Source organism: Chryseobacterium vaccae, from assembly GCF_009602705.1.
Classification (GTDB): domain Bacteria; phylum Bacteroidota; class Bacteroidia; order Flavobacteriales; family Weeksellaceae; genus Chryseobacterium; species Chryseobacterium vaccae.
Genome location: NZ_VSWH01000001.1, coordinates 4643984 through 4669054, shown reverse-complemented (window position 1 = coordinate 4669054; position 25071 = coordinate 4643984). Strand labels below are relative to the sequence as shown.

Here is a 25071-nt window from a genome sequence, read left to right as displayed (position 1 = left end):
CTTGTTATGTTGTCACTAAACTATGAAAAATAAAATAAAAACGCACCATTTCTGATGCGTTTTTATTTTCTAACAATTTTTTGGCAGGTCTTACCAAATTTTTATTCTGTCCTGTGGGGCTTTGTACATTTTGTCTCCAGGTTTAATATCAAATGCTTTGATAAATGCATCCTGATTAACCAGCGGCCCAAATGCTCTGAAAACTCCCGGAGAGTGAGGATCTGTCTTCACCTGATTGATCATAAACTGATCTGTAGCTTTTGTTCTCCATACGGTTGCCCAACTCATAAAGAATCTCTGATCCTGAGTAAATCCGCTGATCTTGCCCGGATTTCCTTTATCTTTAAGATACATCTGAAGGGCGTCGTATGCAACCGCTACTCCACCCAGGTCACCAATATTTTCACCGCTTGTGAATTTACCGTTCACGAAACTTCCTTTTACGGGTTCATAAGCGCTGTATTGGGCTGCCAGCTGTCCTACTTTTGCATCAAAGTTTTTACGGTCCTGATCTGTCCACCAGTTATTCAGGTTTCCGTCGCCATCAAATCGGGAGCCGCTGTCATCAAATCCGTGGGAGATTTCGTGACCGATTACTGCTCCGATTCCTCCGAAATTAACTGCGGCATCTGCCTTCGGGTTATAGAAAGGAGGCTGAAGGATTGCTGCAGGGAATACAATTTCGTTGTTTGATCCGCTATAGTAAGCATTTACCGTTTGCGGAGACATTCCCCACTCTGTTTTATCAACAGGTTTTCCTACTTTATCTAAGCTTCTCTGATACTGCCATGCCGAAACATTCTGCAGGTTTGAATATAATGTAGCTCCCTGTTTTGGAGACTCCACTTTTAACTTTGTGTAATCCTTCCATTTGTCAGGATAGGCGATCTTAACCGTAAATTTAGAAAGTTTTTCCTGAGCTTTTACTTTGGTAGCCGGAGACATCCAGTCTATATCATTAATATGCGTTTTGAATGATTTTAAAAGGTAGTCAATATAGGTTTCCATCTGAGCTTTTGCTTCAGGAGTAAAGTATTTTTCAACATATAATTTCCCGAAAGCTTCTCCCAGCACACTATTCACAAGAGCAAGCCCCCTTTTGTTCATCGGGCGCTGTTCTTTCTGCCCCTGAAGATATTTGGAATAGAAATCAAATCTGATCTGTTCAAGTTTGTCATCAAGATTGCTGGCATTCCCGTTGATCAGGTGATATTTCAGGTAGTCTTTTAATAGCGGAAGATTTTTCTCTGTCAGGAACTGATCCATATTCTGATAATATTTCAGTTCACCAATGATAACACGATCTGTATTTACTCCAGCATCTTTCAGGTATTGTGCAAGGTTGATGTTCTTAACGATACCTGACAGTTCGGATACATTTTTAGGGTTATATCTAAGGTTGGCATCTCTGTTCTGCTCCAAAGTCAGCAAATAATTGGCAAGCTGCTTTTCAAAAGCCACCACATTCTGAGCCGATTGTGCGGAATTCTTATTTTCCAAAACATCAAACAGCTTTCCTACGTAGGTCTGGTATTCTGCTAATGTTTTTGTATTGGCATCATTTACTTTTTGGTAATAATCTCTTCCCAATCCTAGATCAGGACCGCCAAGATATACTGCATTCATGGTAGAATTCTTCATATCCGCACTTACTCTCCATCCATAGAAAGAGTTGTCTCCCAATTTTGTAGCTTCAAGAAGATATTTCTGAAGGTCATTAAGGTTTTTAATGGCATCAATCTTTGCCAGATCTGCTTTAATCGGAGCCAGCCCGTCTGCATTTCTTTTATTTACATCCATAAAAGATGCGTACAGATTCTGAATTTTCTGTCCTTCTGATCCTTCTGTGTAAGTTTCGGATAAAATTTTGTTCAGAATATCAAGGGAAGCATCATCCACATTTTCTCTCAACGCATTGAAAGACCCCCAACTTGCTTTATCTGAAGGAATCTGAGTAGTTTTCACCCAATTTCCGTTCACATAGCTAAAAAAGTCATCCTGCGGGCGGATACTTTTATCCATATAAGATAAATTAATCCCTTCCTCTTTCATTTTTCCTTTTACCGGTTCTGCAACGGCAGCTGTAGTTTCAGTTTTGTTTTCTGTTCCAGCCGTTTTAGCCGTACCGCACGAATTTAAAAATACAATACCCGAAAGGGCCAGTATTCCAATATTTAGCTTTTTCATTAAAGATAATTTTTGATTGTACACAAACTGATCAAATATACGAACTTTAATAATAAATAATGAGCGATAATTCATAAATGATAACAAGTCTACATCTTGAGTTTGAAGATTTATGGGTATAGAGATAAAAATATTATGGAGATTGATGTGAATGTTCATTTTGGTTAAAGCTGATGAAATGATTACAAATTAGCTCCCACCTAATACCTAATACCTAATACCTAAAAAAACAAAAACCGCCCATTAATGAGCGGTTGGGTATGTTTACCAGATTTTGATTCGATCTTCAGGAGCTTTATATAGCTGATCTCCTTTTTTCACATCGAAGGCTTTGTAGAAAGCATCAATATTAATCAACGGGGCAAAGCTTCTAAGGTATCCAGGAGAATGTTTATCAATCTTTATCTGAAGAAGCAGGTATTTTTCTGGTGCTTTGGTTTTCCAGATGGTAGCCCAGCTCATAAAAAATCTTTGTTCAGGGGTAAACCCACTGATTTTTCCGGGATTCCCTTTATCGTTTAAATACATTTGTAAGGCATCGTAAGCAATATTTACACCACCTAGATCGGCAATGTTTTCTCCGTTAGTGTGGGTTCCGTTGATGAAAGATCCTTTCACAGGCTCATACTTGTCATATTGGGCGACAAGTGCTTTTGTAGCTTTCTCAAAATTGGCTTTATCTTCAGGCATCCACCAGTCTACCAGATTTCCGTCTCCATCGAACTGAGCTCCTGAATCATCAAACCCATGGCTTATTTCGTGACCGATAACGGCTCCTATCCCACCAAAATTTACTGCTGCATCAGCTTTAGGATTAAAGAACGGAGGTTGAAGAATGGCTGCAGGAAATACAATTTCATTGTTTACAGCTCTATAATAGGCATTTACAGTTTGCGGTGTCATTCCCCATTCTGATTTGTCAACGGGTTTTCCTATTTTTTCCAGTTTCTTATTATAATTCCATTCAGCAATATTCTGAAGATTTTTATACAAGGTACTTCCCGGAATAATTTCTAATGCTGAATAGTCTTTCCATTGATCCGGATAGCCCACTTTTACACTAAACTTATTGAGCTTATCCATGGCTCTCTCTTTGGTGGCGGCTGACATCCATGTCAAGTTTTTGATGTGAACCGCAAAACTTTTCTTTAAATAATCAATCAGTTCAACCATCTGGGCTTTAGATTCGGCCGGAAAATATTTTTCAACATATAATTTACCGAAAGCTTCTCCTATATTTCTGTTAATCAATTCAAGTCCTCTTTTATCCAATGCTCTCTGTTCCTGCTGACCGAATAAGTATTTTCCATAAAAGTTAAAATTAATAGTATCCAGCTTTTCACTTAGATAAGTTGCATTCCCATTAATCAGATGAAATTTCATGTAATCTTTAATCACCTGAATATTTGGGGCATTTATTAACTGATCCAGATTTTTGTAGTAATTCAGTTCTCCAATAATAACTTTATCTGTATTTACGCCTGCTTTTTTAAGATAGGCAGGAATATCAATTCCTTTTACCAGTGCTGAAAGCTCAGCCATCGTCTGAGGATTGTACTGAAGGGTATTATCACGGCTCTGCTCGTTTGTTAAATAGGTTTTTGCAATGCTTTTTTCATAATCAACGATTCCTTTTGCAGCGGCATCCGGATTGGTATATCCTAATTCTTTTAACATCAATGCGACATACTTCTGGTATTCAGTAAGAGCTTCTGTATTTTTTTCATTGATTTTCTGGTAATAATCCCTTCCTAGAAGCCCTAAAGATGGAACTCCCAAATAAACAGCATTCATTTTAGAATTTTTACGATCTGCACTTACAGACCATCCATAGAAATTGTTTTCTCCACTTTTTGTAACAGAAGCCAGATAGTTCTGAAGATCAGTAAGATTTTTGATGGCATCAATTTTATTAAGCTTTTCCTGAATAGGTTTAATTCCATCCGCATTTCTCTTCTGCATATTCATGTAACTGGCATACAGGTCCTGAATTTTCTTACCTTCACTTCCTTCAGCAAACTTATCTGTCAGAAGAGAGTTCAGAATTATCATGGAATTATTATCCGTATCCTCTGCTAATTTGTCAAAACTTCCCCAAGCCGGTTTATCGGCAGGAACTTTCGCTGTTTTCATCCATGTTCCGTTCACATAATTATAAAAATCATCCTGTGGGCGAACCGAAGGATCTATTGCTGCGAGATCTAAACCTTTCTCTGTATGATTAACTGCTGTTTTAGCCGTTTTAGTTTGTGCATTCATTGTATTCTGTGCAGAGATCCCTGTTATCAGAGATAAAGAAAATATCAGCTTTTTCATTGGTATCCATTTCTTAATAGGTATATCCTGATTTATAGTTTGTTACATGATGATGTAAATTCACTTCTAAAATCAATATTTTTAAATCCTGGATAAGGTCGATGGAATGGAATATTTATTGAAAAAGTGGGCTAAAGCCCAGAATAGGATCAATAATACAATATAAGGTGAGCGGACTAAAGCCCACTCCTCTTGAATATAGCAACCCTTCAATTTATAATAGTAAATGACAGAAAAGCAAGTTTGTAGTTTCAAATTCATTAGTTAATTTAAATAAGAAACGTTTATTACAAATTAGCCCCCACCTAATACCTAATACCTAATACCTAATACCTAAAAAAACAAAAACCGCCCATTACTGAGCGGTTGAGTATGTTTACCAGATTTTGATTCTGTCTTCCGGAGTTTTATATAATTTATCTCCTTTTTTCACATCGAATGCTTTGTAGAAAGCATCAACATTAATTAGCGGACCAAAGCTTCTGAAATATCCCGGAGAGTGTGGGTCAGTTTTCACCTGATTAATCAGGTATTTCTCGCTGGATAATGTTCTCCATACAGTAGCCCAGCTCAGGAAGAATCTCTGATCCTGAGTGAATCCACTGATTTTTCCCGGGGTTCCTTTATCTTTCAGATACATCTGAAGGGCGTCGTAAGCGATGTTTACCCCACCTAAGTCTGCAATATTTTCACCGTTGGTGAAAGTACCGTTTACAAAAGTTCCTTTTACAGGCTCATATTTGTCGTATTGAGCAGCAAGAGCTTTTGTTGCTTTTTCAAAGTTTGCCTTATCTTCAGGGGTCCACCAGTCAACAAGGTTACCGTCTGCATCAAACTGAGCGCCTGAATCATCAAATCCGTGGCTCATTTCGTGTCCGATTACTGCACCGATTCCACCAAAATTCACAGCTGCATCTGCTTTAGGGTTGAAGAATGGCGGCTGAAGGATAGCGGCAGGGAATACGATCTCGTTGTATACCGGGTTGTAGTAAGCATTTACAGTTTGCGGAGTCATTCCCCATTCTGTTTTATCTACAGGTTTTCCTACTTTAGCCAGCTCTCTGTTATACTGCCATTTGCTGATGCTCTGAAGGTTTTTATATAGAGTACCTCCTTTTGATTCAGGAATGATTTCTAATTTTGAATAGTCTTTCCATTTATCTGGATAAGCAACTTTCACGGTAAATTTGTTCAGCTTCTTAAGGGCTTTTTCCTTGGTTGTTGATGACATCCAGGCTAAGTTGTTGATGTGAACTACAAAGCTTTTCTTTAAGTAATCGATAAGTTCTACCATTTGGGCTTTAGCTTCTGCAGGGAAGTATTTCTCTACATACAGTTTACCGAATGCTTCTCCCAGATTACCGTTAATCAGCTCAAAACCTCTTTTATTCAATGCTCTTTGTTCCTGCTGGCCTCTTAAATATTTGCCATAGAAAGCAAATTTCATGTCGCCCAGTTTCTCACTCAGATAAGAAGCATTTCCGCTGATCATGTGGAACTTAAGGTAGTCTTTAATAACCTGAAGGTTCTGTGCATTTACCAGTTTATCAAAGTTTTTATAATATCCTAATTCCCCAATGATTACTCTGTCTGTATTTACCCCTACTTTTTTAAGATAAGAAGGAAGATCAACTCCCTTTACCAGTGTTGAAAGTTCAGCCATCGTCTGAGGATTGTACTGAAGGGTATTATCACGGCTCTGCTCGTTTGTCAGATAGGTTTTTGCAATGCTTTTTTCATAATCAACGATTCCTTTTGCGGTAGCATCAGCATTTTTATAGCCTAATTCTTTCAGCATAGAAGCTACATATTTCTGATATTCAGCAATAGCTTCTGTATTTTTTTCGTTTACTTTCTGATAGTAGTCTCTTCCTAAACCAAGAGAAGCTTCGCCTAAGTAAACAGCGTTCATATTAGAGTCTTTCAAATCTGCATATACTCCCCATCCGTAGAAAAGATTTTCGCCCTCTTTTGTAGCAGATGCCAGGTAATTCTGAAGATCTGACATATTCTTAACTGCATCAATTTTACTCAGATATTCCTGAATAGGCTTGATTCCGTCTGCATTTCTCTTCTGCATATTCATGTAGCTTGCATACAGATCCTGGATTTTCTTCCCTTCGCTTCCTTCTGCAAATTTATCTTTCAGAAGAGAGTTCAGGATCGTCATGGAATTGTTATCCGTATCTTCACCCAATTTGTTGAAACTTCCCCAGGTTGGTTTATCGGAAGGGATTTTAGCGGTTTTCATCCAGGTTCCGCTCACATAGTTGTAAAAATCATCCTGCGGACGAACTGAAGTATCCATAAGGCTGATGTCTAAGCCTTTATCAGTGCTGTTTGCTGCTGTTTTAACGGCTTTTGCCTGTGCATTCAGCGTAGTCTGTGAACACACGCCCGCCAGTAAAAACAAAGAAAGCGTTAATTTTTTCATTATGATAACAATTTATGCTATAAGTATATTTTTTTTAAAGTTTGTTACTTATATGTGAAACAAATTTAAATAAATATCACGAAGTAACCACCTCTTTTACGTTTCCGGTTCTTTTCAGGAATCCCCACGACTGCATTTCTCCTTTCAATGCTTTTCTTAAGCTTCGAAATAAGACAATATACATCAGCCATCTGTATCCGAAGCGCTGCGGAATTACATACAACAGCCCGGTTAATTTTTCCCGCTGCATGATAAATGCTATTAAAGCTAACGAAGCATCCACCAAAAGGAAAATCAGATAGTAGGTAAAGATTTTCTCTCCATTTCCGGAGAGAATTCCGAAAAACATCATCAGATCAGCCAAAGGCGAAAAGAACGGAATAATATACTGGAACAGCAGAATATTAGGCATCGCCCACAATCCTAGTCCTTTATATTTCGGATTAAGGAAAGTCTGGCGCTGTTTCCAGAACATCTGCATAATTCCGTAGGTCCATCTGAAACGCTGTTTTAAAAACTGTTTTACGGTTTCAGGAGCTTCCGTCACAGCAAAGGCTCTGTTTTCATTGGCTACGGTATATCCGGCTTTCAGAATTTTCACCGTTAGATCGCAATCTTCAGCCAAAGTATCTGAAGAATATCCTCCGATCTCTGCTATCACCGACTTTTTAAATGCGCCAATAGCTCCGGGGATTACGGTAATGGCATTAATGTTCGCATACGCCAGCCTGTCAAAATTCTGACTGGTAGTATATTCTATCGATTGCCATCTGGTCAGCCAGTTTACTTTATTTCCCACCTTTACATTCCCCGCTACGGCTGCAATTTTTTCTTCAGGAGCTGAATTAAGGAATCTTGCGATCATATATTTTACGGCATCCTTCTGTAATTTGGTATCTGCATCAATGCAGACTACATATTCAGCATTGGTCTGTGCAATTCCAAAATTAAGGGCGGTAGCTTTTCCTCCGTTTGTTTTGGCAAAAATTTTCAGCTGCGGATGATCCGGAAACGCTTCTTTTGCTCTTTCATAGGTTGAATCCTTACTTCCATCATCTACCATAATAATATTGAAATTCGGGTAGGTTTGCTTTAACAGGCTGTTCAGGGAAGAAACAATATTCACTTCTTCGTTGTAGGCTGGAACAATGATGGATACTTTAGGATAAGAATCCAATACAGGGAATCCACCTAGTTTTTTTTCTTTTTTTCGTTCTTTAAGGGCCCAATAAGCCATCAAAATCAGTCTGATAAGCCCCAGAATAATAAAGATGGTGAAAAGCGCTACCAGAAAATGGCTTATTCCGTAGATTACAGTTGCCAGTACGAGATTGAGCTGCATGATGTAATAGGATTTAGTTTTAGGAATTTCTGGCATCAGTTCGCTTTTGCTTTTATGTAAAATACTGGCAAGATTGGTGAAATGATATCCTTGCTTTTGTAATGTCGGAATTAAAATTTTAAGAGCTTTTACGGTTTCTTCTCTGGTTTCTCCTCCCGCATCATGAAGCAGCACAATATTTCCCCGCTGCTGTTTTAATCCTGTCATTACTCTTTGTATAATTTCATTTGCTTTTATTCCCGGCTGCCAATCTTCGGGGTCTATATTTTCGCCTATATCCAGATAGTTTTGCTGTCTTGCCAAGGCAACAGGAATAATCTCTTCCGGTGTAGTAGGTTCGGAATCTGCATTATAAGGTGCTCTGAATAAGATGGTGCTGTGACCTGTCACACATTCTATCAGAAGTCTGGTGAGCTTAAGTTCAAGCAGGGCTCGCTCAGGGCTTACTTTAGCCACATTTTCATGGGTAAAGGTATGATTCCCGATCTCATGACCTTCGCGATAGATTCTTTTAACGAGTGGAAGATTCTTTTCGGCATTCAGACCTACAAGAAAGAAGGCTGCAGGGACATGGTATTTGGATAAAACATCAAGTATCTGAGGAGTATACGTTTCATCCGGGCCATCATCAAAGGTGAGAACAAGCTCTTTCTGGGGCGCTTCACCATATTTTTTCACTTCGTAGGAACTTGGATAGGTTACATAATTTTCATCGGTGATGATCTTTTCTTTCGGATCAATTTCAAGGGCGATCTTTCCGTCGTGAGGGGTATTCAGAACATCCAGTACTTCCCCGTCACCAATATAGTCTACCATAGTCTGCCCTTTTACATTTTCCAGTGTTTTTAAATTTAATGTTGAGAGCCCGGAAAGGGTAAGGTTCTTATCATAAAAATTCCAAACTCTGCTGTCTTCACTTCCCAGTCTCCAGAGTGCTGTTCCAGCCAACGGATATTCTGAGGAATAACGCATCGTATTGAAAATAGAAGCTGCATCGTTGAAAAATACAGTGTGGGTATTATTTTTAGAATCGGTATAGGAATAATTGAGATTAAAAGTATTGTCGCCAAAGTTCATCACAGCCTTACTTGCGCTGGCTTTGGTGATTGCCTGCATATAAGTAACAGAGGTGTTGTCATCTTTATTTGTACTCCAGTCGTAGCCGTAAGCTCCCAATCCGAGGATAATTTTGTCGGGAGATGTTTTCTTTAAGATCTTATCAGTCTGCGCTTCAATCCATTTCTGTGAAGAAACAGGACCGGCATCACTATCAGCTGAATATTCATCATAAGCCATCAGGACGAAATAATCTACGTAAGGATTCAGTTTCTGAATATTATAATCGTCATTATCCGTCATAATATCCATGGTAACAAGCAGTCCGTTTTTTTTGAAAGTTTCTGACAGCTCTTTCATAAAGGCAATAAGCGGCTCATCAGAATCCAGATTCATATCTTCAAAGTCAATATTAATTCCTTTGAAATGAAGTTTCAGACACTGCTGCGTTATTTTCCGGATCAGCTGGCTTCTTTTCCGAGGGTCTTTCAGAACTTTGCCCAATCCTTCAGAATGAAATTCCTGCTGGAAGTTGTTACTCAGAATAGGCATAGCCGCCACACTGGTTCTTCTGATGACTTTGTAGCCCTCCGGATCGACATTGGTTTTTAAATCTCCCGTTTTAGGATCGAGGAAAAACCATTCCGGAAATACCAGATTGATATGTCTAATGTTTCTTTTTAAAGACATCAGCGACTGCGGATCCCAGGCAACATAAAACGCAGAACGGATTCCTCCCGGAAACCGGGACCAGCTGAGATTTTGATTTTTACGTCTTTCTGCACGCGCCTTTTCAATTTTGGCAAGGCTGGTATGCATTGTTTTTTCAAAAATAAAGCTTCTGAACCCTTTGTATTCTTTAGAAATTCTGTTTTCCTGGAGATAAGGTTTACTGGCAGTAATTACTGCTTTATAATCTTCTTTAAAAGGAAGTTTTGGGCTTTTATCCAGTTTCATCATCAGCCCTAAAGCAAGAAAAAGCAATACCGCAATGAAGATAAAAATACGACTTCCCCACTGTACGCTTTTCCAGCGTTTTTTACTGTCGGTCTGAAAAATCTGTTTTGAGTTTTCCACGTTTTGAAATTTATAAAACAGAGCTCAAAAAGCGTGAAAAATGATATTTATTTTAATTAAAAAAAAATTAAAAATTTAATGTTCTATCAAAAGTCCCACCAGATCCTGAATAATCTTCTGGGAAACAAAATTCATAAAATCAAGTCTTTCCAGATGAGGCATATACAGCCTGGAAGTTACCTGCTGATCATGAAGCTGAATAGTATAATAAACCGTTCCAATTTCTTTGCCATCCTCTCCCTTTCCGGGACCTGCCACCCCTGTTGTAGATAAGGCAATATCTGTATTGAATAACTGCTGACATCCTTTCGCCATTTCCTGTGCTACCTGCTCACTTACCACTGTGAACTGATCTACGGTAACCTTTGAAACATTTAAGATCTCAATCTTCTTTTCTGTGGCATAGGTAACGATTCCGCCTGGGAAATAGGCTGAGCTTCCCGGATTGGATGTGATCATCTTTGCCAGCTCTCCTCCTGTACAGCTTTCTGCGGTGGAGATGGTCAGTTTTCTTTCAGTAAGAATTTCTGCCAGGATTTTTTCAATCTTATCTTCTGAAACAGCAATTACATGATCTCCCACCAAAGGTAGAAGTTTCTGAATTTCATTTTCGGTCTGCTGTTTTAAGACTTCTTCATCACTTCCGGAAGCCGTCAGTCTCAGTTTTACACGGGTTCCTACAGGTAAATAAGATAAAGAAAGGTTTTCAGGAAGGGCCAATTCCCAATCTTCAATCATGTCTGCAAGGATGCTCTCGGGAATTCCCACCACAGAAACAATTCTTGTATGGATATAGTCAAGATTGAATTTCTCTTTCAAATAAGGAATAATCTGGTCTTTGATCAGCGGTTTTACTTCATAAGGAACTCCGGGAAGACTGAAACACAGCTTTCCATCCTGCTCCATCATCATACAGGAAGCCGTTCCGAAATGGTTTTGAAAAACAACGGATTTTGTAGGGACAAAGGCCTGTTCTTTATTGCGTTCAAGAATATCAATACGGCCACGTTTTTCCATATAGGCTTTAAGGTGCTCAAATGTTACCTCATCCAGTGCAATTTCGTCATTGAAAAATTCTGCCAGTGCTTTTTTGGTCTTATCATCTCTTGTAGGACCTAAACCACCTGTTGTAATGATAAGTTCACCCAGGTCAAAAGCAGTGCTTAATGTATTTTTAATAGTATCAATTTCATCGGAAATCGTAAAGATCTGTGAAACCTGAATTCCTATATTTTTGAGTTCTGCAGCGATAAAATTAGAATTGGTATCTACCGTGTTTCCGGAAAGGATTTCATCGCCGATGGTGATCAGAACAGCTTTTTGCATATCGTATATTCTTGAGAAAAATTGTTCTGCAAATGACGGAAAAATCTGCGGCTGCAGCAATATAAATTGATTTTTTCTATTTTTGACGAAAATTGGTTATAACTATAATTAAAGACTATGTCAAAATACGATGATGCTTCATGGCATTACGGCGGTGATTTTCCGGAAGGTCTTCCTGAGAAAAACGGAGCAACACATACAGGAATGTTCCTGAACTGGTGCATTAACAACGATCTGATCTCTGATGAACTGAAAGAAGATGGAAAAGAGGAAATTGAAAAGGTAAAACGCAGAGAGATCACCGGAGCTGAATTTATTATGGATTCCTGCGACGGGAAATTTTCTGAACACGACCTGAATGACCTTGGAAATCTCTTTGCAAAAGATTATTATGCCGATGATACGGATTTCGGAAATCAATACAGCTCATTTGCGGATGACTACGTTAATCTTTTTGATACCAAGGCAGAGGAAAATGATTACGAATATGAAACGTTTTATCACATTGAAGATACCTACGAAAACTATGATCTGATGAAGCAGGTTATCGATCACCGTTTTGAAGAATGGAAAGAATATATCGGAAAATAAAAACAAAAAAAGCTGAGAGACCTCAGCTTTTTTAACTATTGGTTATGCTTTACCCAGATGAGTTCATCAGTATTATATCCTATTCTTTTTGCTTTTTCTATGAAACGCTGTCTGATGCTTTCCGGGATTGTAGTGGTTCTGGACAGAATCCAAAGGTATTTGAGGCTGCTTCCTGCCACTAATGCATATTGATAGTCTTCATCAATGTCTATGACGTTATAACCGGCCCAGATTGGTTTGAAAAATGAGACTTTCAGCCGGGCTTCGGTTTTATCTTTTACAAAACGGGCTTCTCCAACGGATTCTTTCCATTCTTTTTTAAGATAATTATAGCCTTTATTTCTTACGCTGATACTGCCATTAGGGTTTTCTGAATATTCTGCCGTAACGTTGTCCATATTTTTTTCAAATCGGTAATCGAAACGGGCTATTTCATACCATCTTCCGAGGTATTTTTTGGCATCAAAATTTTTAACAGCCGCTGCTCCTTTCGGAATTCCTACCGAATAGGAAGTGAAAATAATCAGTCCCAAAACACCCAGCGAAACGGGAACGGCAATCTTGTGAAGCGTTTTCATAATCAGAAATTTTGTGTTGTTACGAAAAAACCTTCAAAAATAATGCCTTCAGGCTGTTAAAAAACGGTAAATTCTAGGAAAACACCTTTAGAAAGTTATCTTTAAAGCTTCCGGAGACCTCAATTTCAGTATGGTCAGCAAGCATTACAGTTCCACTTTTATGATAAGATTTTACAAAACCGGTATTGATGATATGAGAACGATGAACTCTTACAAACGGGCTTTCCAGCAGATCGTCAAAATGCTTCAGGAATCTGCAAACCATTTTCTTTGAACCGTCGGTAAGATAAACCTGGGTAAAGTTTCCGTCTGCCTGTAGTCTTACAATATCTTCTGTTTTTACCACATCGAACCCCTGAAGGGTCGGCAGGATAAGCTGTTGTTTTTCCGGTTTCAATTTTAAGTTTTCGAGGAGAATTTTATTCCGGTTGAGCTCTTCTTTCTTTTCAAGACTTTCTACAACTTTGTTGACAGCCAGAATGAGCTCCTGAATATCGATGGGTTTTAAAATGTAATAGCTCGCCGATTTATTAAGGGCCTGCAGTGAATATTGTGAAAATGCAGTAATAAATATGGTTTCGTAGGAAAATTCTTTGGTAGCCTCCAGTACATCAAAAGCGTTTCCGAAAGGCATTTCAACATCCAGGAACACGAGTTGTGGCTGCGTTTCTGTAATCAGCGGAACGGCTTCTTTTATATTTTCAGCTTCCCCGAGAATTTCCACCTGCGGACAATATTTGGTGAGATAGCTTCTCAGAACTTCTCGTGCAATGATTTCGTCGTCTACAATTACAGCTTTTATTTTCATTTAAACAGGCCTAAAGGATTTGTTTAAAGTAAAATTAGGAATATTTGGCCAGTCACACAATCTGTCAACAAAAATCACCACAGAAACCTATATTTTTTTCCATTTCCATGCCTTCCATACAATCAGGATAGTGATGAAACTTTCCAATAAGGCCAGAAAAACATAGAATGCGCGCCAGGCTGTTAATGAAGTCGCAGCAATAAGCAGCATTATGGCGGTAAAAAATATTCCCAGAATAATGTTGAATATCCTGTTGATTTTTGCCTTCAACATCAGAGAGAGAAAAACCATTACCGCGGGAAGTGCCAGTACAACAGCGGCCATAAACAGCTTTACAGGACTATCCAGTAGATTCGTTCCTTCAACTAAGCCCTTTGCCTTCCCGGGAATATAGAGTTCAAAATAGTCTCCATAAAGATAACACAGGGTGGCAGAAGTCCAGAGCCCGGCAAGAATAATTTTTATATTGACAGAGGTTTCTTCAAAATGTATGGAGTTATTCATGATCGATTGTTTTATCAGTTAGTTAATTTTTATTCCTCACGCCTAAGATCAGCAGCCATAATCCAGTTCCTATTTCCCCTATGGAAGCGGGGAGAGTAATATAACTGGATACAGGATAAGCAGAAAAATCCGGAATTAAGGTTCTGGCAAAAACATTGGCAACATATCCCACACATCCCAGTATTAAGAAAACTCCTAAAAATTTTGGCAGAAAACCAGATTTGTAGACCAGATAGCCAAATGGCAAAAGCCAAAGCCCCCAAAACATCTGGACAATTAAGATCCCTTTGTTATAGCTGTTAAGAAGGAGCATTACCTGGGACTGGAGCTGTTCTGCATTAACTCCTTTAAGATAATCAGCACCTTCAATAATGGTAAGCACAGAAAACCGGCTTTGCAGATTGAGAAATGATATGGGAACACTCATCAATGCAAAAATAACCATCAGCCGGGCGTGGGTTTCATTTACATTTTTTAATAATCTGTATAAAACCAGAGGTAAGAGCATAAACGCAATATAGCAGATCATACTTCCTGCAATTCCTAATCTGAACAGTTGCGGAGAGGAAGAAATATTCTGAAATGTAATCCGGGAATCTTCCCAGTTTATAAGCTGAGACGGAACATACATTAAACTGAAGAAACCGGCTGCCATTACTATAAGATAAATAAATCCTGCCAGCCGGGCTGTTTTGTTAGGGGTGTTCATTGGGATCAAGTTTTATATATAGACAATTTCTGTTTCCATTTGGTTACAGAAAAAATCAGATTATAAAAAATCGACCCTGAAATAAAGTTTTTCTATTGGTATTTCCCACCCCTCAACTTTAAAATTTTATAAGTTGTTCTGGAGGTTTCCTTTTCATTACATTCTCCGTTGACATCTGTATTAACGGTCTTCACGGAAATAGTTTTAATTTTCAGGTCTGTGAAATTATTGGTCTTTGCTTTATCAAGAACAATAAACGAGTGATTATCTTCAAATTCACCATTGCATCGGGTATCCCATTCCCCATGGGTGGAATACATTTCAAACTGATTGAGAACTTTTTTAAGCGTTTTTCCTTCGGGATAATACATTGACATTCTTCCTGAAGCATATGGATTCGGTTTGCTGCTGCCTGCAAAATCGGCTATCACTCCAAACGCACGGATATTGGTATTGAGATTATACAATCCCGTATCTATCCCAAAATTTCTTAAGTATATAGCATCAGAAGAAATTTCCTCAGGATCTAAATATTTATTTTTTATAACCCCTTTTTCATCAGTAATTAAAATATAGTTCTGTACTGTAAAAACATAGTCTTCTTCATCCTGTTCCACCACAACCGGGACAACCACAATGTAAGAATTTTCGGCATTCGGCATTTTCTTTTCTGTGCAGAGTTCTTCTTTGATTTTGGTTTTATCCAGCTTCAGGCTTTTTACAATATTTTCATACCGGGTATCGTCAATTTGCTGTCCGTATAAGATTCCAGTCCATAAGGAGATCAATATCAATACTCTATTTTTTTTCATCGGGGTTTATGTTTTAAATAAGGTTGATTTTAATAGTCACCACTACTCCACTGCTATTTTCTTTGTCTTTGATGGAGCAGGTAATGTCTTTTTTATAAAGATCATTCAGAAGCCTTATTCTTTCGAGTGTATTTTTCATTCCGCGGCCTTCCCTGGTCTTCTGGTGCTCGGTTTTCTGCTTTTTGCTTTCTTCAATACCGATTCCGTTGTCTTCAATGGTGATCTTTAAATGAGCTTCTTCTTTTTGGAAACTTAATTTTAAAAATCCTTTTTCGGTTCTGTAGCGGAGACCGTGCCATACTGCATTTTCAAGGAACGGCTGAACCAGCATTCCCGGAATCTTAAGGCTCTGTACATTTAAATTGTCATCTGTATCGATTTCATAATCGAATTTATCTGAAAAACGGGTCTTTTCCAGGGCCAGATAGTTCTGAAGCAGGTCGAGTTCCTGTTGAAAAGGAATAAAATCTTCAGCAGAATTTTCCATTACACCCCGCATCAGCTTTGAAAATTTGGTCAGATACTGATTGGCTTCCAGTTCATTATTCGTTGCAATAAAATGATTGACACTGTTTAAGCTGTTGAAAATAAAATGGGGATTCATTTCGCGTCTCAGCGACTGCAGGGCGATCTTTTTATTTTTGATCTGAACTTTCTTCAGGGTTCTGAAAATGAAGAATACCAGACCTGTAAGCAGGATTAACGCTCCGATCAGGCCGTAATTAAAAACATTTTTCTTACGGATCAGTTCATCTTTAAGCTGTTTTTCTTTTTCCAGCTGTGATATTCTCTGTTCTGTATCTTCAAGAATCTTATTATCAATCAGGCTTCTGTCTTTGGAAACAAGATCCGGAAGTTTTCCTAGGAAATCACGGTACAATGTTACCGAAGCATCGGTATTTCCTGATATATTATAAAGGCTGTCCAGCCTTTTCACGCTTTTCTGGGCTTCCAGTGTATGTCCTTTATCCAAAGCAATTCCGTAGGCATTTTTCAAGAGAGTAATGGCTTCTTCAGGATCATTTTTTTTAATATAAATATCGGCAAGTTCCTGGATCTGGTTCACTTTTTCCTGTGAGTTTTCTTTTACAAAATCTTCTTTCAAGACCTCTTTTTTCGCTTCAATGGCTTTATCAAACTTCCTGTTTTCAACATAGAAATTGGTAAGCTTCTGATTGATTTCCAAGGCCTGCTGGGGAGCTTCTTTTTTCGAAAAAACATAGGCATTATTCAGGTTTTCTTCTGCCTTGGGAATATTATTCTGCTGAATATTAACTTCTGCCATCTGGCTGTACCCTTCCGCCACAGCACTTTTATCTTTTTCTTTCAGACTGATATTGATATTACTCTGGATAGCATCTGCCTTCCTTTCTACTGAAGGTGCAGACAGTCTTGCCGCATCATTTGAATTGACAGTCCTGCTTTTTTCATCAAAACTCATTTCAGCTGCCATGCTGTAATTGCTGATCGCAGGGACTATTTTTTTCTGTTTTTCCTGTGACTGGGCAATTTTTCTGGTTACAATTTCGAGATTCTTTTTATCGTTAAGATCTTTATAGAGATTTCTGGCCTTGGTCAAAAATTCTTCACTCTTGGCATAATTTCCCTGATTATAATAATCATTGGCAATGCCTACATAACTGTCAGCAACCCCTTTATTATCATTATTATCAACTGCTTTCCTCAGTTTAGAAACTGATTTGGAAGCTTTGTTAACCCGTGTAGAATCCTGTGCCAGGCAGAGATTACCTGCGGCAAGACTAAAAATGAACAATATTTTAAAAACTAATTTCACGGATTTCAGATGTTTAGTGCAAAGTAACTAAAACTTTATCTATGCTCCTTCATTCTTTACCAAGTCAAAACCTTATTTCACCAAGTCACAATTGTGATGCTATTAAATAACTTCAGTTCGGGATAAGAATATATGATGGATGCAGCTTTGAAGCTGGATGATGGAAGTTATGAAAGTCATTAACAGCAAATATTGATCTGATTATATTTAATTTGATTTTCAGGTGGCTTTCAATACGTAAAACTAAAATTAACTTCTAACCTCCTTCTTCCAGCTTCCAGCCTTTTACATTTAAACTCCTTAACCCGAACTCAGATTAAAATAAACTCCTGATCTCTTTTATCCCAGCTCACCTATTACCTATTACCTATTACCTATGATAACGGACATTCAATAATTCACCAAGTGAAAACCTCATTTCACCAAGTCTCCGGAATTTCCTTTCTGAACCTCCGTAATTTTACTCCAGAATTTAAAACAAGAAATTATGAAATTAAGACATTTTTTATTGATCGGAATCTTTACACTGGGAAGTTTTATGAATGCACAGGAAGTAAAGAAAAATGCAATTGAAGTAACAGGGGTTGCCGAAATGGAAATAGAACCGGATGAAATCATCTTCAGCATCGGTATAAAGGCAGACAACAAAAATGAACTGGCAGACACGGAAAAGAAACTATTTGAAACATTAAAGAATGCCGGAATTAAGAACGAAGACATCAAATTCAAATCCATGTATCAGAATACGTATGCCAAAACCGGAAAATTCACCAAGAATTATCAGTTTAAAGCCAATGCAAAGGCAGATCTCGGTAAAATATTTGAAGATCTGAATCAAAAATGGGTAAGTAATCTGAATATTGCAGAAATTAAGAATACCAAAATCGCAGATTTCAGAAAAACAGTTAAGATCAATGCCCTGAAAGCAGCTAAAGAAAAAGCAGATTACCTGTTGGAAAGTATGGGCAAAAAAGCAGGAAGCCCTCTTGAAATCGTAGAAATTGAAGATTATACCAGCGATACGGTTCTTCCGGTAGCTTACAGAGGAAAAATGAACAGCATAATGGAAATGGCAGATGCAGCGGCAGGAAACTCTTTTGAGAACATAGAAAATATCAAACTAAAATACAGTATCAAAACACGATACGAAATCCTTTAAAATAGACTACAATAACAGATTTAAGGAAACAGTCCGAAAGGGCTGTTTTTTTTATTTTTTAGATACAGTTTCCGAAAGGTATTAGCTGTATAGATTTAGGCTAAAGCCGATGGATTGTTTCTTATTATTTGGGCGGACTAAAGTACACCCCTATTGAATAAATTCTGTCTCTTTTGTATTTTCTCAGATCCGACAGATTGCGCAGATTTAAAACTTTACCGAATATTGATAGATGCTGGAATTTTATTTCTCTCAATTTTATCAAATCTAACTGAGCAAAAAATCTGCATCATCTGCCATATCTGCAACAAAACTAACATAGATATTTTCGCTTCACCAAGCCAAAGTCCCATTTCACCAAGTCTGCGGATTTCCGGTCTTAAATACTGATAATTTTACTTCAGGAATTTAAAGCAATAAACTATGAAACGTTATTTTTTAATACTCATCATATTTTCGGCAGCTCTAATCAGCGCTCAGGAAATAAAAAAAGAAATTGAGGTAAAACAGGCAACGGTATTCCTTCAGGGAGCCAAGGTCTTCGGAAATACCAGCGTAAGCCTGCAGAAAGGAAGAAATATGGTAAGAATTATCAACCTCCCCAATAATCTGGATGAGAACACGTATAAAATCAACCTTGAAAAGAATACTACCCTTCTGTCCATTACCCCGCAGAACAATTTTCTGGATAACGGCCAGCTGTCTGAAGGGGAAAGAAAGCTTGAAGATGAAAGAAAAAAATTTCAGAGACAGGTAAACCTTCTGAATATCCAGATTAAAAACCTGACCGGAGAGCAGAACATCATCAATGACAATCTGAAGGTTTCCGTGAATGATAAATCAACCCCACAGGAACAGCTGATCAAACTTACCGATTTTTACCGCAAAAGAATGCTGGAAATCGACAACCAGGTTTTTCTTTTAAACGAACAGAAGTCGGCTTTGGATGAAAGCATAGCCAAAATCAATAAACAGTCTGCTGAAGAACAAACCCATAAAAATACCAACAGAAAAGAGCTGCTTCTGGAAATCCTTGCAGATCACGATACCAGCCTGAATCTGGGAGTAAGTTATATTGTTTCGGATGCAGGATGGATTCCTTCTTACGATTTACGTGCAGAATCTGTAAAGAAGCCGCTTGAAATGGTTTATAAAGGAAAGATCTATCAGAGAACCGGACAGGACTGGAAAAATATCAAGCTTTTTGTTTCTACCTACCGCCCATCCTACAATCAGGACCGCCCTATCCTCTCTCCATTGTACGTAGCAGAATATACTCCTCACAACCCTATGAGAGAAGTGGCCTACTATAAACTGAAAAAGGAAACTTCAGCAGTAAATTCTTATCAGGTAAGAGCCGATGAAGTTGTATCACCTAGTCAGGTCCCTATTGCCTCTGTTTCTGATAGCCAGATGAATGTGATTTATGAACTCAACTACAATCAAACGATACTGAGCCAGGAGAAAGAGCAGTATGTAATTCTTGATAAAAAACAAATTGATGCCGCCTACAAATACCATACAGTTCCGAAGCTTAACAACCAGGTATTCCTGATGGCTTTTGTGAAAAACTGGCAGAACCTCAACCTTATTTCAGGAGAAGCTAATATTTATTTTGAAGATAATTATATCGGAAAAACGAATATTACCAGCAATTATGTGAAAGACGAATTCCCGATCTCACTGGGTGTAGATGAAAGAATTACTGTAAAAAGAATAAAACTGGAAGATAAAACGTCTCAAAAGACCATGAATTCTAATAAATGGAACACAGAATCTTACCAGATCAGCATCAGAAACAATACGAAAGAGAATATTGAACTGGAAGTGCTTGACCAGCTTCCGATCAGTGAGAACTCCAAAATTCTGGTAAAAGCTTTAGAAACCGGCGGCGGAAGTTATGATGAAAAAACAGGAAGCATCCTGTGGAACAGAAACATCAGCAGCGGAGGTTCAGACAAGATAAACTTCTCTTATGAAGTGAAATTTCCGAAAGATATGCAGATCCAATATTACAGCAGATAACCCAAAAAAATATATTATGATGACTTCTTTTAAAATTTTAACACTGGCAGCAGGTGTAGCTTTTTTAAGCTCCGGCAGCATTTCAGGAATCCAATGTTCAAAAGACAATACATCCGGCAGAGATCCCATTGTACAGAACGCCTCTTTACCTCTGGTAAATACAACCGCAAAAGACAATAAAATCCAGGTGGCTTTGCTACTGGACACTTCCAACAGTATGGACGGACTGATTGATCAGGCCAAATCAAGGCTCTGGAATATTGTGAATACCCTTACCACCCTGAAGTATAACGGTCAGGCTCCACAGATAGAGATCGCTTTGTATGAATACGGAAATGACGGAATCCGGGATGATAATTACATCCGGCAGGTTACTCCGCTTACGCAGGACCTGGATCTGGTTTCTGAAAAGCTATTTGCCCTACGAACCAACGGCGGAAGTGAATATTGCGGGGCCGTAATCCGTGACGCCTCTGCCAACCTGAACTGGGACAAGGATGAAAAAAGCATGAAACTGATTTATATTGCAGGAAATGAAGGCTTTAATCAGGGAAGAGTAGATTACAAAGAGGTGATCTCGAAGGCTAAGAATAAAAATATTTACACCAGCACTATTTTCTGTGGAGACCGAAACGAGGGCATTCAAACCTTCTGGCAGAACGGAGCTTCTCTTGGCGGCGGTAAATATTTCAATATCGACAGCGACAGAAAGGTGATTTATATTGAAACGCCATACGATGTAAGGATTTCGGAATGCAATTCAAGGCTGAACAGTACTTATATCTATTACGGAAGCCACGGCTCTGAATATAAAAACAAGCAGATCATGCAGGATAAAAATGCGGAAGTACAATCTGCAGCCAACTTTGTGGAAAGAACCGTTGCCAAATCCAAAAAGAACGCCTATAAAAATGATCACTGGGATTTGGTGGACAAAGCCGAAAAAGACGCAGGTTTTATTTCATCCGTTAAAGAAGAAGAACTTCCGGCTGAACTGAAAGGCAAAAGCAAAGAGGAAATTAAAAAAGCCGTTGCAGCCAAATCTGCCGAGCGTGGAAAGATCCAGAAAGAAATTGAAGAACTCTCCAGAAAACGCCAGAAGTATATTGATGCCGAAATGAAAAAACGGGGAAACAATGATTCCGACGACCTGGGAAAAGCAATAGAAAAATCTATTCTGGAACAGGCAAAAAAGAACGGATACAGTTTGTAATTGTTATGGTAAAATGCTGCTCAGGTTCTTGGGCAGCATTTTTTATTGATAAGAGTATTAATTATGAGTAATCGGTAACGAGTAATGCTTTTATCTTCCGAATTTGAAGTACTGTGATAATGGATGTTTTTTATTTTTCATAAACAAAGAAGCCATTTCCATACCGGTTATTGAAAATGTAATCCCGTTACCTCCGAAACCTAAGACAAAATAAGAATTTCTGAACTTCTTATGCTCCCCGATATAGGGAAGTCCGTCTTTAGTTTCCCCGAAAGTTCCCGCCCACACAAAATCTGTATAAAAATGGTAATCCGGTTTTATTTTTTTCAGGTTTTTCAAAATTTCTTTTTCTTTTTTTTCCAGCAGAGCATCCCGTTTTTTAGCATCATAAAAATCTTCATCACCGCCCCCAATCAGAATCCGTCCGTCATCTGTTGTCCGCATATAGAGATAAGGATCATCGGTATTCCAAACCAATGTACTGCTGATATTTTTAAACTTATCCTCATCTATTTCCGAAACAATAGCATAAGTGCTTTTTAAATTCACAAAGTTTTCCTTCAGCAGGTTTTTGCTTTCATATCCTATGCAGTAGATTATTTTTTTCGCTTTGATCTGATAACCGTTCAGGGTAGTTGCTATATTAAAGCCTTTATGATATTCCACATGGGTCATTTCTGTTTTATCAAAAATTCTCAGACCTTTTTTCACATTATGGGTAAACAGCTCATGGGCAAACTGAAAAGCATCAATACTGGCTCCCTGTTTCGACAGAATTCCGCCATAAGTATTTTCAAATCCGAACTGTTTTAAAATTTGGTCTTCATCCAGCCATTTCACATCAAATCCAGCCTTTTTTCTCGCCTCATATTCTTTTTTGAGCCAGACAACATCTTTTTTCTTCGAAGCGAAGTACAAAGATTTTTTACGTTTAAAACCCGCAGCAGATCTGATGTATCCGGAGAGTTTTTCAAGAGTATGTATTGCATCTGAACAGGCTTTATAGCTTCTAGCCGCTGCCTTCCCACCGATTTTCTCTGATAATTCAAAAAGCGGAACATCTATTTCATACTGCAACATTGAGGTAGTTGCTGAGGTACTTCCATTGCAGATCTCCCTTTTATCAATAAGGATGGTATTATAGCCGTCCTGTATCATCTGATGAGCAATAAGACTTCCCGTAATCCCTCCGCCAATAATTAAAACTTCACATTTTTCATCTGATTTCAGTGAGGGATATGAAGTGATCAGCCCATTTTTTATAAGCCAGAATGGTTCATTTGATTTAAGATCCATATTAATATTTTACAATAAAAATAGCAATATTTATAAGTATTTTAACTATTAATAATTGATTTATGGTGCAATTATTGTTCTCTGACTAAAACTAAACCACATTAAAATATTCATTATGATAACGATTATTCCAGAAGCTCCTGAAAATGTTGCAGCATTTAATGCAACGGGAGAAGTAACGAAAGAGGATTTTGAAAATCTGGTATTTCCACATGTTAAAGAAAAAGTGGACCAGTTTGGGGAGCTGAATTACTTATTTTATCTGGATACCGATTTGGATAAGTTTACCATGGGAGCATGGTTTGAAGATGTGCTTTTGGGGTTGAAAAATCTTGCTAAATGGAACCGTACTGCTATTGTTACGGATAAAGAAGGGGTACAGAACTTTACGGACATTTTCAGCGTCCTGATGCCGGGAGAATTTAAATCTTTCCCGAAAGAAAATTTATACAATGCACTCTACTGGTGCAAAAACGGTAATGAAGTAGAAGCATAAACTATTTCATACCCATAAAAAACGGGTTGTATCAATAGAGAATACAACCCGGTTTTCTTTTACATTTTTTTACCGTAATTTTTTTTTCATGATTTATTTATCACAAGATACACATTCTGCAGAAGGCTCTTCTACCAGCGTTTCTGATCTGTACAGATACATATAGCGCACGCTGACAGCAAGCCCGATAAAGGTCATTCCCACCCCTACCAGTGACGGGTAATTGTAGGGCAGCTTGTATTCCAGAGGAATTCCTCCTAAAAATGCTCCCATCGCATTGGCAATATTAAAAGCTGCCTGCATAAATGCGGCGGCCATCATTTCACTTTTAGGTGCTGCCTTCATCATCATAATGTTGATAGGTGCTGCCACCGACATAGACAGTGCCCCGCACACAAATGTCAGAATAAGTGCGATATTCTGATGCTCCGAAAGGAAAAATACACCTGCCAAAGAAATCATCATCAGAAAAATCAGAAGCGCACATGTTTTTTCCGGGCCCAATCGGTCAGAAACAAAACCACCGGCAAGGTTTCCTACTACCATTCCCCCGCCTGCAAGAATCATTACATAGGCCATCCGGCTGCTTTCAATACCTGCTACCACCGTCATTAAAGGGGTAATATAACTGAACCACGTAAAAAGACCTCCAAATCCGATCGCTGTAATAGCCAGCACCAGCCATGCCTGTTTCTTTTTCAGAAATTTCAACTCTTCAAGGAAATGGGTATCCTGATTGGCCTCTATAGCCGGAAGCCATAACTTCAGGAACAATAAGGCAAAAATACCGATCAAAGCCACAATAGCAAAGTATAGTCTCCAGTGATACACGTGACCAATGTACGTGACCAATGGAACCATGATCAGATTCGCGACCGTAAGTCCCGTAAACATCAGGGATATATAGAATGCTTCCTTCCCTTTTCCTGCCATCCTGGATGCTACAACCGTTCCCACTCCGAAAAATGCCCCGTGTGGAAGTCCGGACATAAATCTGATGATCAGCATGGTGGTATAATCGGGAGCGATTGCAGATAATCCGTTAAATAAGGTGAAAAGAACCATTAAAACCATCAGTACTTTTTTCGGCGGGAATTTCACGGAATAACCGATCAGAATCGGCGCTCCGATTACGACTCCCATTGCGTAAGCAGAAATCATGTGACCCGCCTGCGGAATGGTGATCTGTAATGTTTTAGCAATATCCGGCAGCAGTCCCATGACGGTAAACTCCGTTGTTCCTATTCCCAAACCGCCGATAGCCAGCGGGATGATCCTTTTATCAATCTTCATTGTATATTCTTTTTAAATTAACTGGTCAATAGTAAGTATGATTCCTATCTTATT

Annotated in this window: 18 protein-coding genes; 5 read left to right on the top strand and 13 right to left on the bottom strand. The window is 38.4% G+C overall.

Features of this window, described 5'->3' with window-relative positions; all coding sequences use genetic code 11:
• Positions 1–90 precede the first annotated feature (90 nt).
• From FW768_RS21435 to FW768_RS21415, 5 genes are all read right to left on the bottom strand, one after another.
• Positions 91–2187, bottom strand: a complete 2097-nt coding sequence (locus tag FW768_RS21435; protein ID WP_153399012.1) for a M13 family metallopeptidase — start codon at positions 2185–2187, stop codon at positions 91–93.
• 264 nt (positions 2188–2451) lie between these two features.
• A complete protein-coding gene (locus FW768_RS21430; RefSeq protein WP_153399009.1) occupies positions 2452–4503 on the bottom strand; it encodes a M13 family metallopeptidase in 2052 nt (683 codons plus the stop codon).
• Between the two features lie 376 nt (positions 4504–4879).
• Positions 4880–6937 (bottom strand): M13 family metallopeptidase, encoded by a 2058-nt coding sequence (locus tag FW768_RS21425; RefSeq protein WP_153399006.1) that lies wholly within the window; start codon positions 6935–6937, stop codon positions 4880–4882.
• Positions 6938–7013: 76 nt separating this feature from the next.
• On the bottom strand, positions 7014–10412 hold the full coding sequence (locus tag FW768_RS21420) for a polysaccharide deacetylase family protein (RefSeq protein WP_153399003.1): 3399 nt from the start codon (positions 10410–10412) through the stop codon (positions 7014–7016).
• A 75-nt stretch (positions 10413–10487) separates the two neighbouring features.
• Entirely contained in the window at positions 10488–11738 is a 1251-nt protein-coding gene (locus FW768_RS21415) for a CinA family nicotinamide mononucleotide deamidase-related protein (protein WP_153399000.1), read from the bottom strand.
• Positions 11739–11855: 117 nt separating this feature from the next.
• Between FW768_RS21415 and FW768_RS21410 the strand changes: the two genes are divergently transcribed.
• Positions 11856–12329, top strand: a complete 474-nt coding sequence (locus FW768_RS21410; RefSeq protein ID WP_153398997.1) for a DUF7832 domain-containing protein — start codon at positions 11856–11858, stop codon at positions 12327–12329.
• Positions 12330–12364: 35 nt separating this feature from the next.
• Here the strand turns inward: FW768_RS21410 and FW768_RS21405 are convergent, their stop codons facing one another.
• The 6 genes from FW768_RS21405 to FW768_RS21380 form a co-directional block, all read right to left on the bottom strand.
• Entirely contained in the window at positions 12365–12907 is a 543-nt protein-coding gene (locus FW768_RS21405) for a lipocalin family protein (protein WP_153398994.1), read from the bottom strand.
• Positions 12908–12980: 73 nt separating this feature from the next.
• Positions 12981–13715, bottom strand: coding sequence for a LytR/AlgR family response regulator transcription factor (locus FW768_RS21400; protein WP_153398991.1), 735 nt, complete (start codon positions 13713–13715; stop codon positions 12981–12983).
• A gap of 87 nt (positions 13716–13802) precedes the next feature.
• Positions 13803–14219, bottom strand: a complete 417-nt coding sequence (locus FW768_RS21395) for a DUF6326 family protein (protein WP_153398988.1) — start codon at positions 14217–14219, stop codon at positions 13803–13805.
• Between the two features lie 22 nt (positions 14220–14241).
• Positions 14242–14928 carry a DUF4386 domain-containing protein gene (locus tag FW768_RS21390; protein WP_153398985.1) on the bottom strand — a complete coding sequence of 229 codons (687 nt, stop codon included), beginning with the start codon at positions 14926–14928 and terminating at the stop codon, positions 14242–14244.
• A 92-nt stretch (positions 14929–15020) separates the two neighbouring features.
• Positions 15021–15740: a PA3715 family protein gene (locus tag FW768_RS21385; RefSeq protein ID WP_153398983.1), complete on the bottom strand. Its 720-nt coding sequence runs from the start codon at positions 15738–15740 to the stop codon at positions 15021–15023.
• A 13-nt stretch (positions 15741–15753) separates the two neighbouring features.
• On the bottom strand, positions 15754–17535 hold the full coding sequence (locus FW768_RS21380) for a histidine kinase (protein WP_231128764.1): 1782 nt from the start codon (positions 17533–17535) through the stop codon (positions 15754–15756).
• A gap of 487 nt (positions 17536–18022) precedes the next feature.
• On the opposite strand from FW768_RS21380, the gene FW768_RS21375 reads away from it, so the two are divergent.
• The 3 genes from FW768_RS21375 to FW768_RS21365 all read left to right on the top strand — a co-directional run bounded on the left by FW768_RS21375 (position 18023) and on the right by FW768_RS21365 (position 21932).
• Entirely contained in the window at positions 18023–18694 is a 672-nt protein-coding gene (locus tag FW768_RS21375) for an SIMPL domain-containing protein (RefSeq protein WP_153398980.1), read from the top strand.
• Positions 18695–19117: 423 nt separating this feature from the next.
• Positions 19118–20719 carry a DUF4139 domain-containing protein gene (locus tag FW768_RS21370; protein WP_153398977.1) on the top strand — a complete coding sequence of 534 codons (1602 nt, stop codon included), beginning with the start codon at positions 19118–19120 and terminating at the stop codon, positions 20717–20719.
• A gap of 16 nt (positions 20720–20735) precedes the next feature.
• Complete coding sequence (locus tag FW768_RS21365) at positions 20736–21932, top strand: VWA domain-containing protein (RefSeq protein ID WP_231128762.1); 1197 nt, start codon at positions 20736–20738, stop codon at positions 21930–21932.
• A gap of 90 nt (positions 21933–22022) precedes the next feature.
• Here FW768_RS21365 and FW768_RS21360 read toward each other — a convergent pair whose 3' ends face one another.
• Positions 22023–23228, bottom strand: coding sequence for an NAD(P)/FAD-dependent oxidoreductase (locus FW768_RS21360; RefSeq protein ID WP_153398974.1), 1206 nt, complete (start codon positions 23226–23228; stop codon positions 22023–22025).
• Between the two features lie 115 nt (positions 23229–23343).
• Here FW768_RS21360 and FW768_RS21355 point away from each other — a divergent pair, with 115 nt between their 5' ends.
• Positions 23344–23724, top strand: coding sequence for a SpoIIAA family protein (locus tag FW768_RS21355; RefSeq protein ID WP_153398971.1), 381 nt, complete (start codon positions 23344–23346; stop codon positions 23722–23724).
• A 93-nt stretch (positions 23725–23817) separates the two neighbouring features.
• On the opposite strand, the gene FW768_RS21350 is transcribed toward FW768_RS21355, so the two are convergent.
• Positions 23818–25017: an MFS transporter gene (locus FW768_RS21350; protein ID WP_153398968.1), complete on the bottom strand. Its 1200-nt coding sequence runs from the start codon at positions 25015–25017 to the stop codon at positions 23818–23820.
• Positions 25018–25071 lie beyond the last annotated feature (54 nt).

What these genes read in the sequence shown, in the direction of transcription:
- FW768_RS21435 (WP_153399012.1), bottom strand. Translation starts at nt 2,187, where the DNA reads ATGAAAAAGCTAAATATTGGAATACTGGCCCTTTCGGGTATTGTATTT.
- FW768_RS21430 (WP_153399009.1), bottom strand. Translation starts at nt 4,503, where the DNA reads ATGAAAAAGCTGATATTTTCTTTATCTCTGATAACAGGGATCTCTGCA.
- FW768_RS21425 (WP_153399006.1), bottom strand. Translation starts at nt 6,937, where the DNA reads ATGAAAAAATTAACGCTTTCTTTGTTTTTACTGGCGGGCGTGTGTTCA.
- FW768_RS21415 (WP_153399000.1), bottom strand. Translation starts at nt 11,738, where the DNA reads ATGCAAAAAGCTGTTCTGATCACCATCGGCGATGAAATCCTTTCCGGA.
- FW768_RS21410 (WP_153398997.1), top strand. Translation starts at nt 11,856, where the DNA reads ATGTCAAAATACGATGATGCTTCATGGCATTACGGCGGTGATTTTCCG.
- FW768_RS21405 (WP_153398994.1), bottom strand. Translation starts at nt 12,907, where the DNA reads ATGAAAACGCTTCACAAGATTGCCGTTCCCGTTTCGCTGGGTGTTTTG.
- FW768_RS21400 (WP_153398991.1), bottom strand. Translation starts at nt 13,715, where the DNA reads ATGAAAATAAAAGCTGTAATTGTAGACGACGAAATCATTGCACGAGAA.
- FW768_RS21395 (WP_153398988.1), bottom strand. Translation starts at nt 14,219, where the DNA reads ATGAATAACTCCATACATTTTGAAGAAACCTCTGTCAATATAAAAATT.
- FW768_RS21390 (WP_153398985.1), bottom strand. Translation starts at nt 14,928, where the DNA reads ATGAACACCCCTAACAAAACAGCCCGGCTGGCAGGATTTATTTATCTT.
- FW768_RS21385 (WP_153398983.1), bottom strand. Translation starts at nt 15,740, where the DNA reads ATGAAAAAAAATAGAGTATTGATATTGATCTCCTTATGGACTGGAATC.
- FW768_RS21375 (WP_153398980.1), top strand. Translation starts at nt 18,023, where the DNA reads ATGAAATTAAGACATTTTTTATTGATCGGAATCTTTACACTGGGAAGT.
- FW768_RS21370 (WP_153398977.1), top strand. Translation starts at nt 19,118, where the DNA reads ATGAAACGTTATTTTTTAATACTCATCATATTTTCGGCAGCTCTAATC.
- FW768_RS21365 (WP_231128762.1), top strand. Translation starts at nt 20,736, where the DNA reads ATGATGACTTCTTTTAAAATTTTAACACTGGCAGCAGGTGTAGCTTTT.
- FW768_RS21360 (WP_153398974.1), bottom strand. Translation starts at nt 23,228, where the DNA reads ATGGATCTTAAATCAAATGAACCATTCTGGCTTATAAAAAATGGGCTG.
- FW768_RS21355 (WP_153398971.1), top strand. Translation starts at nt 23,344, where the DNA reads ATGATAACGATTATTCCAGAAGCTCCTGAAAATGTTGCAGCATTTAAT.
- FW768_RS21350 (WP_153398968.1), bottom strand. Translation starts at nt 25,017, where the DNA reads ATGAAGATTGATAAAAGGATCATCCCGCTGGCTATCGGCGGTTTGGGA.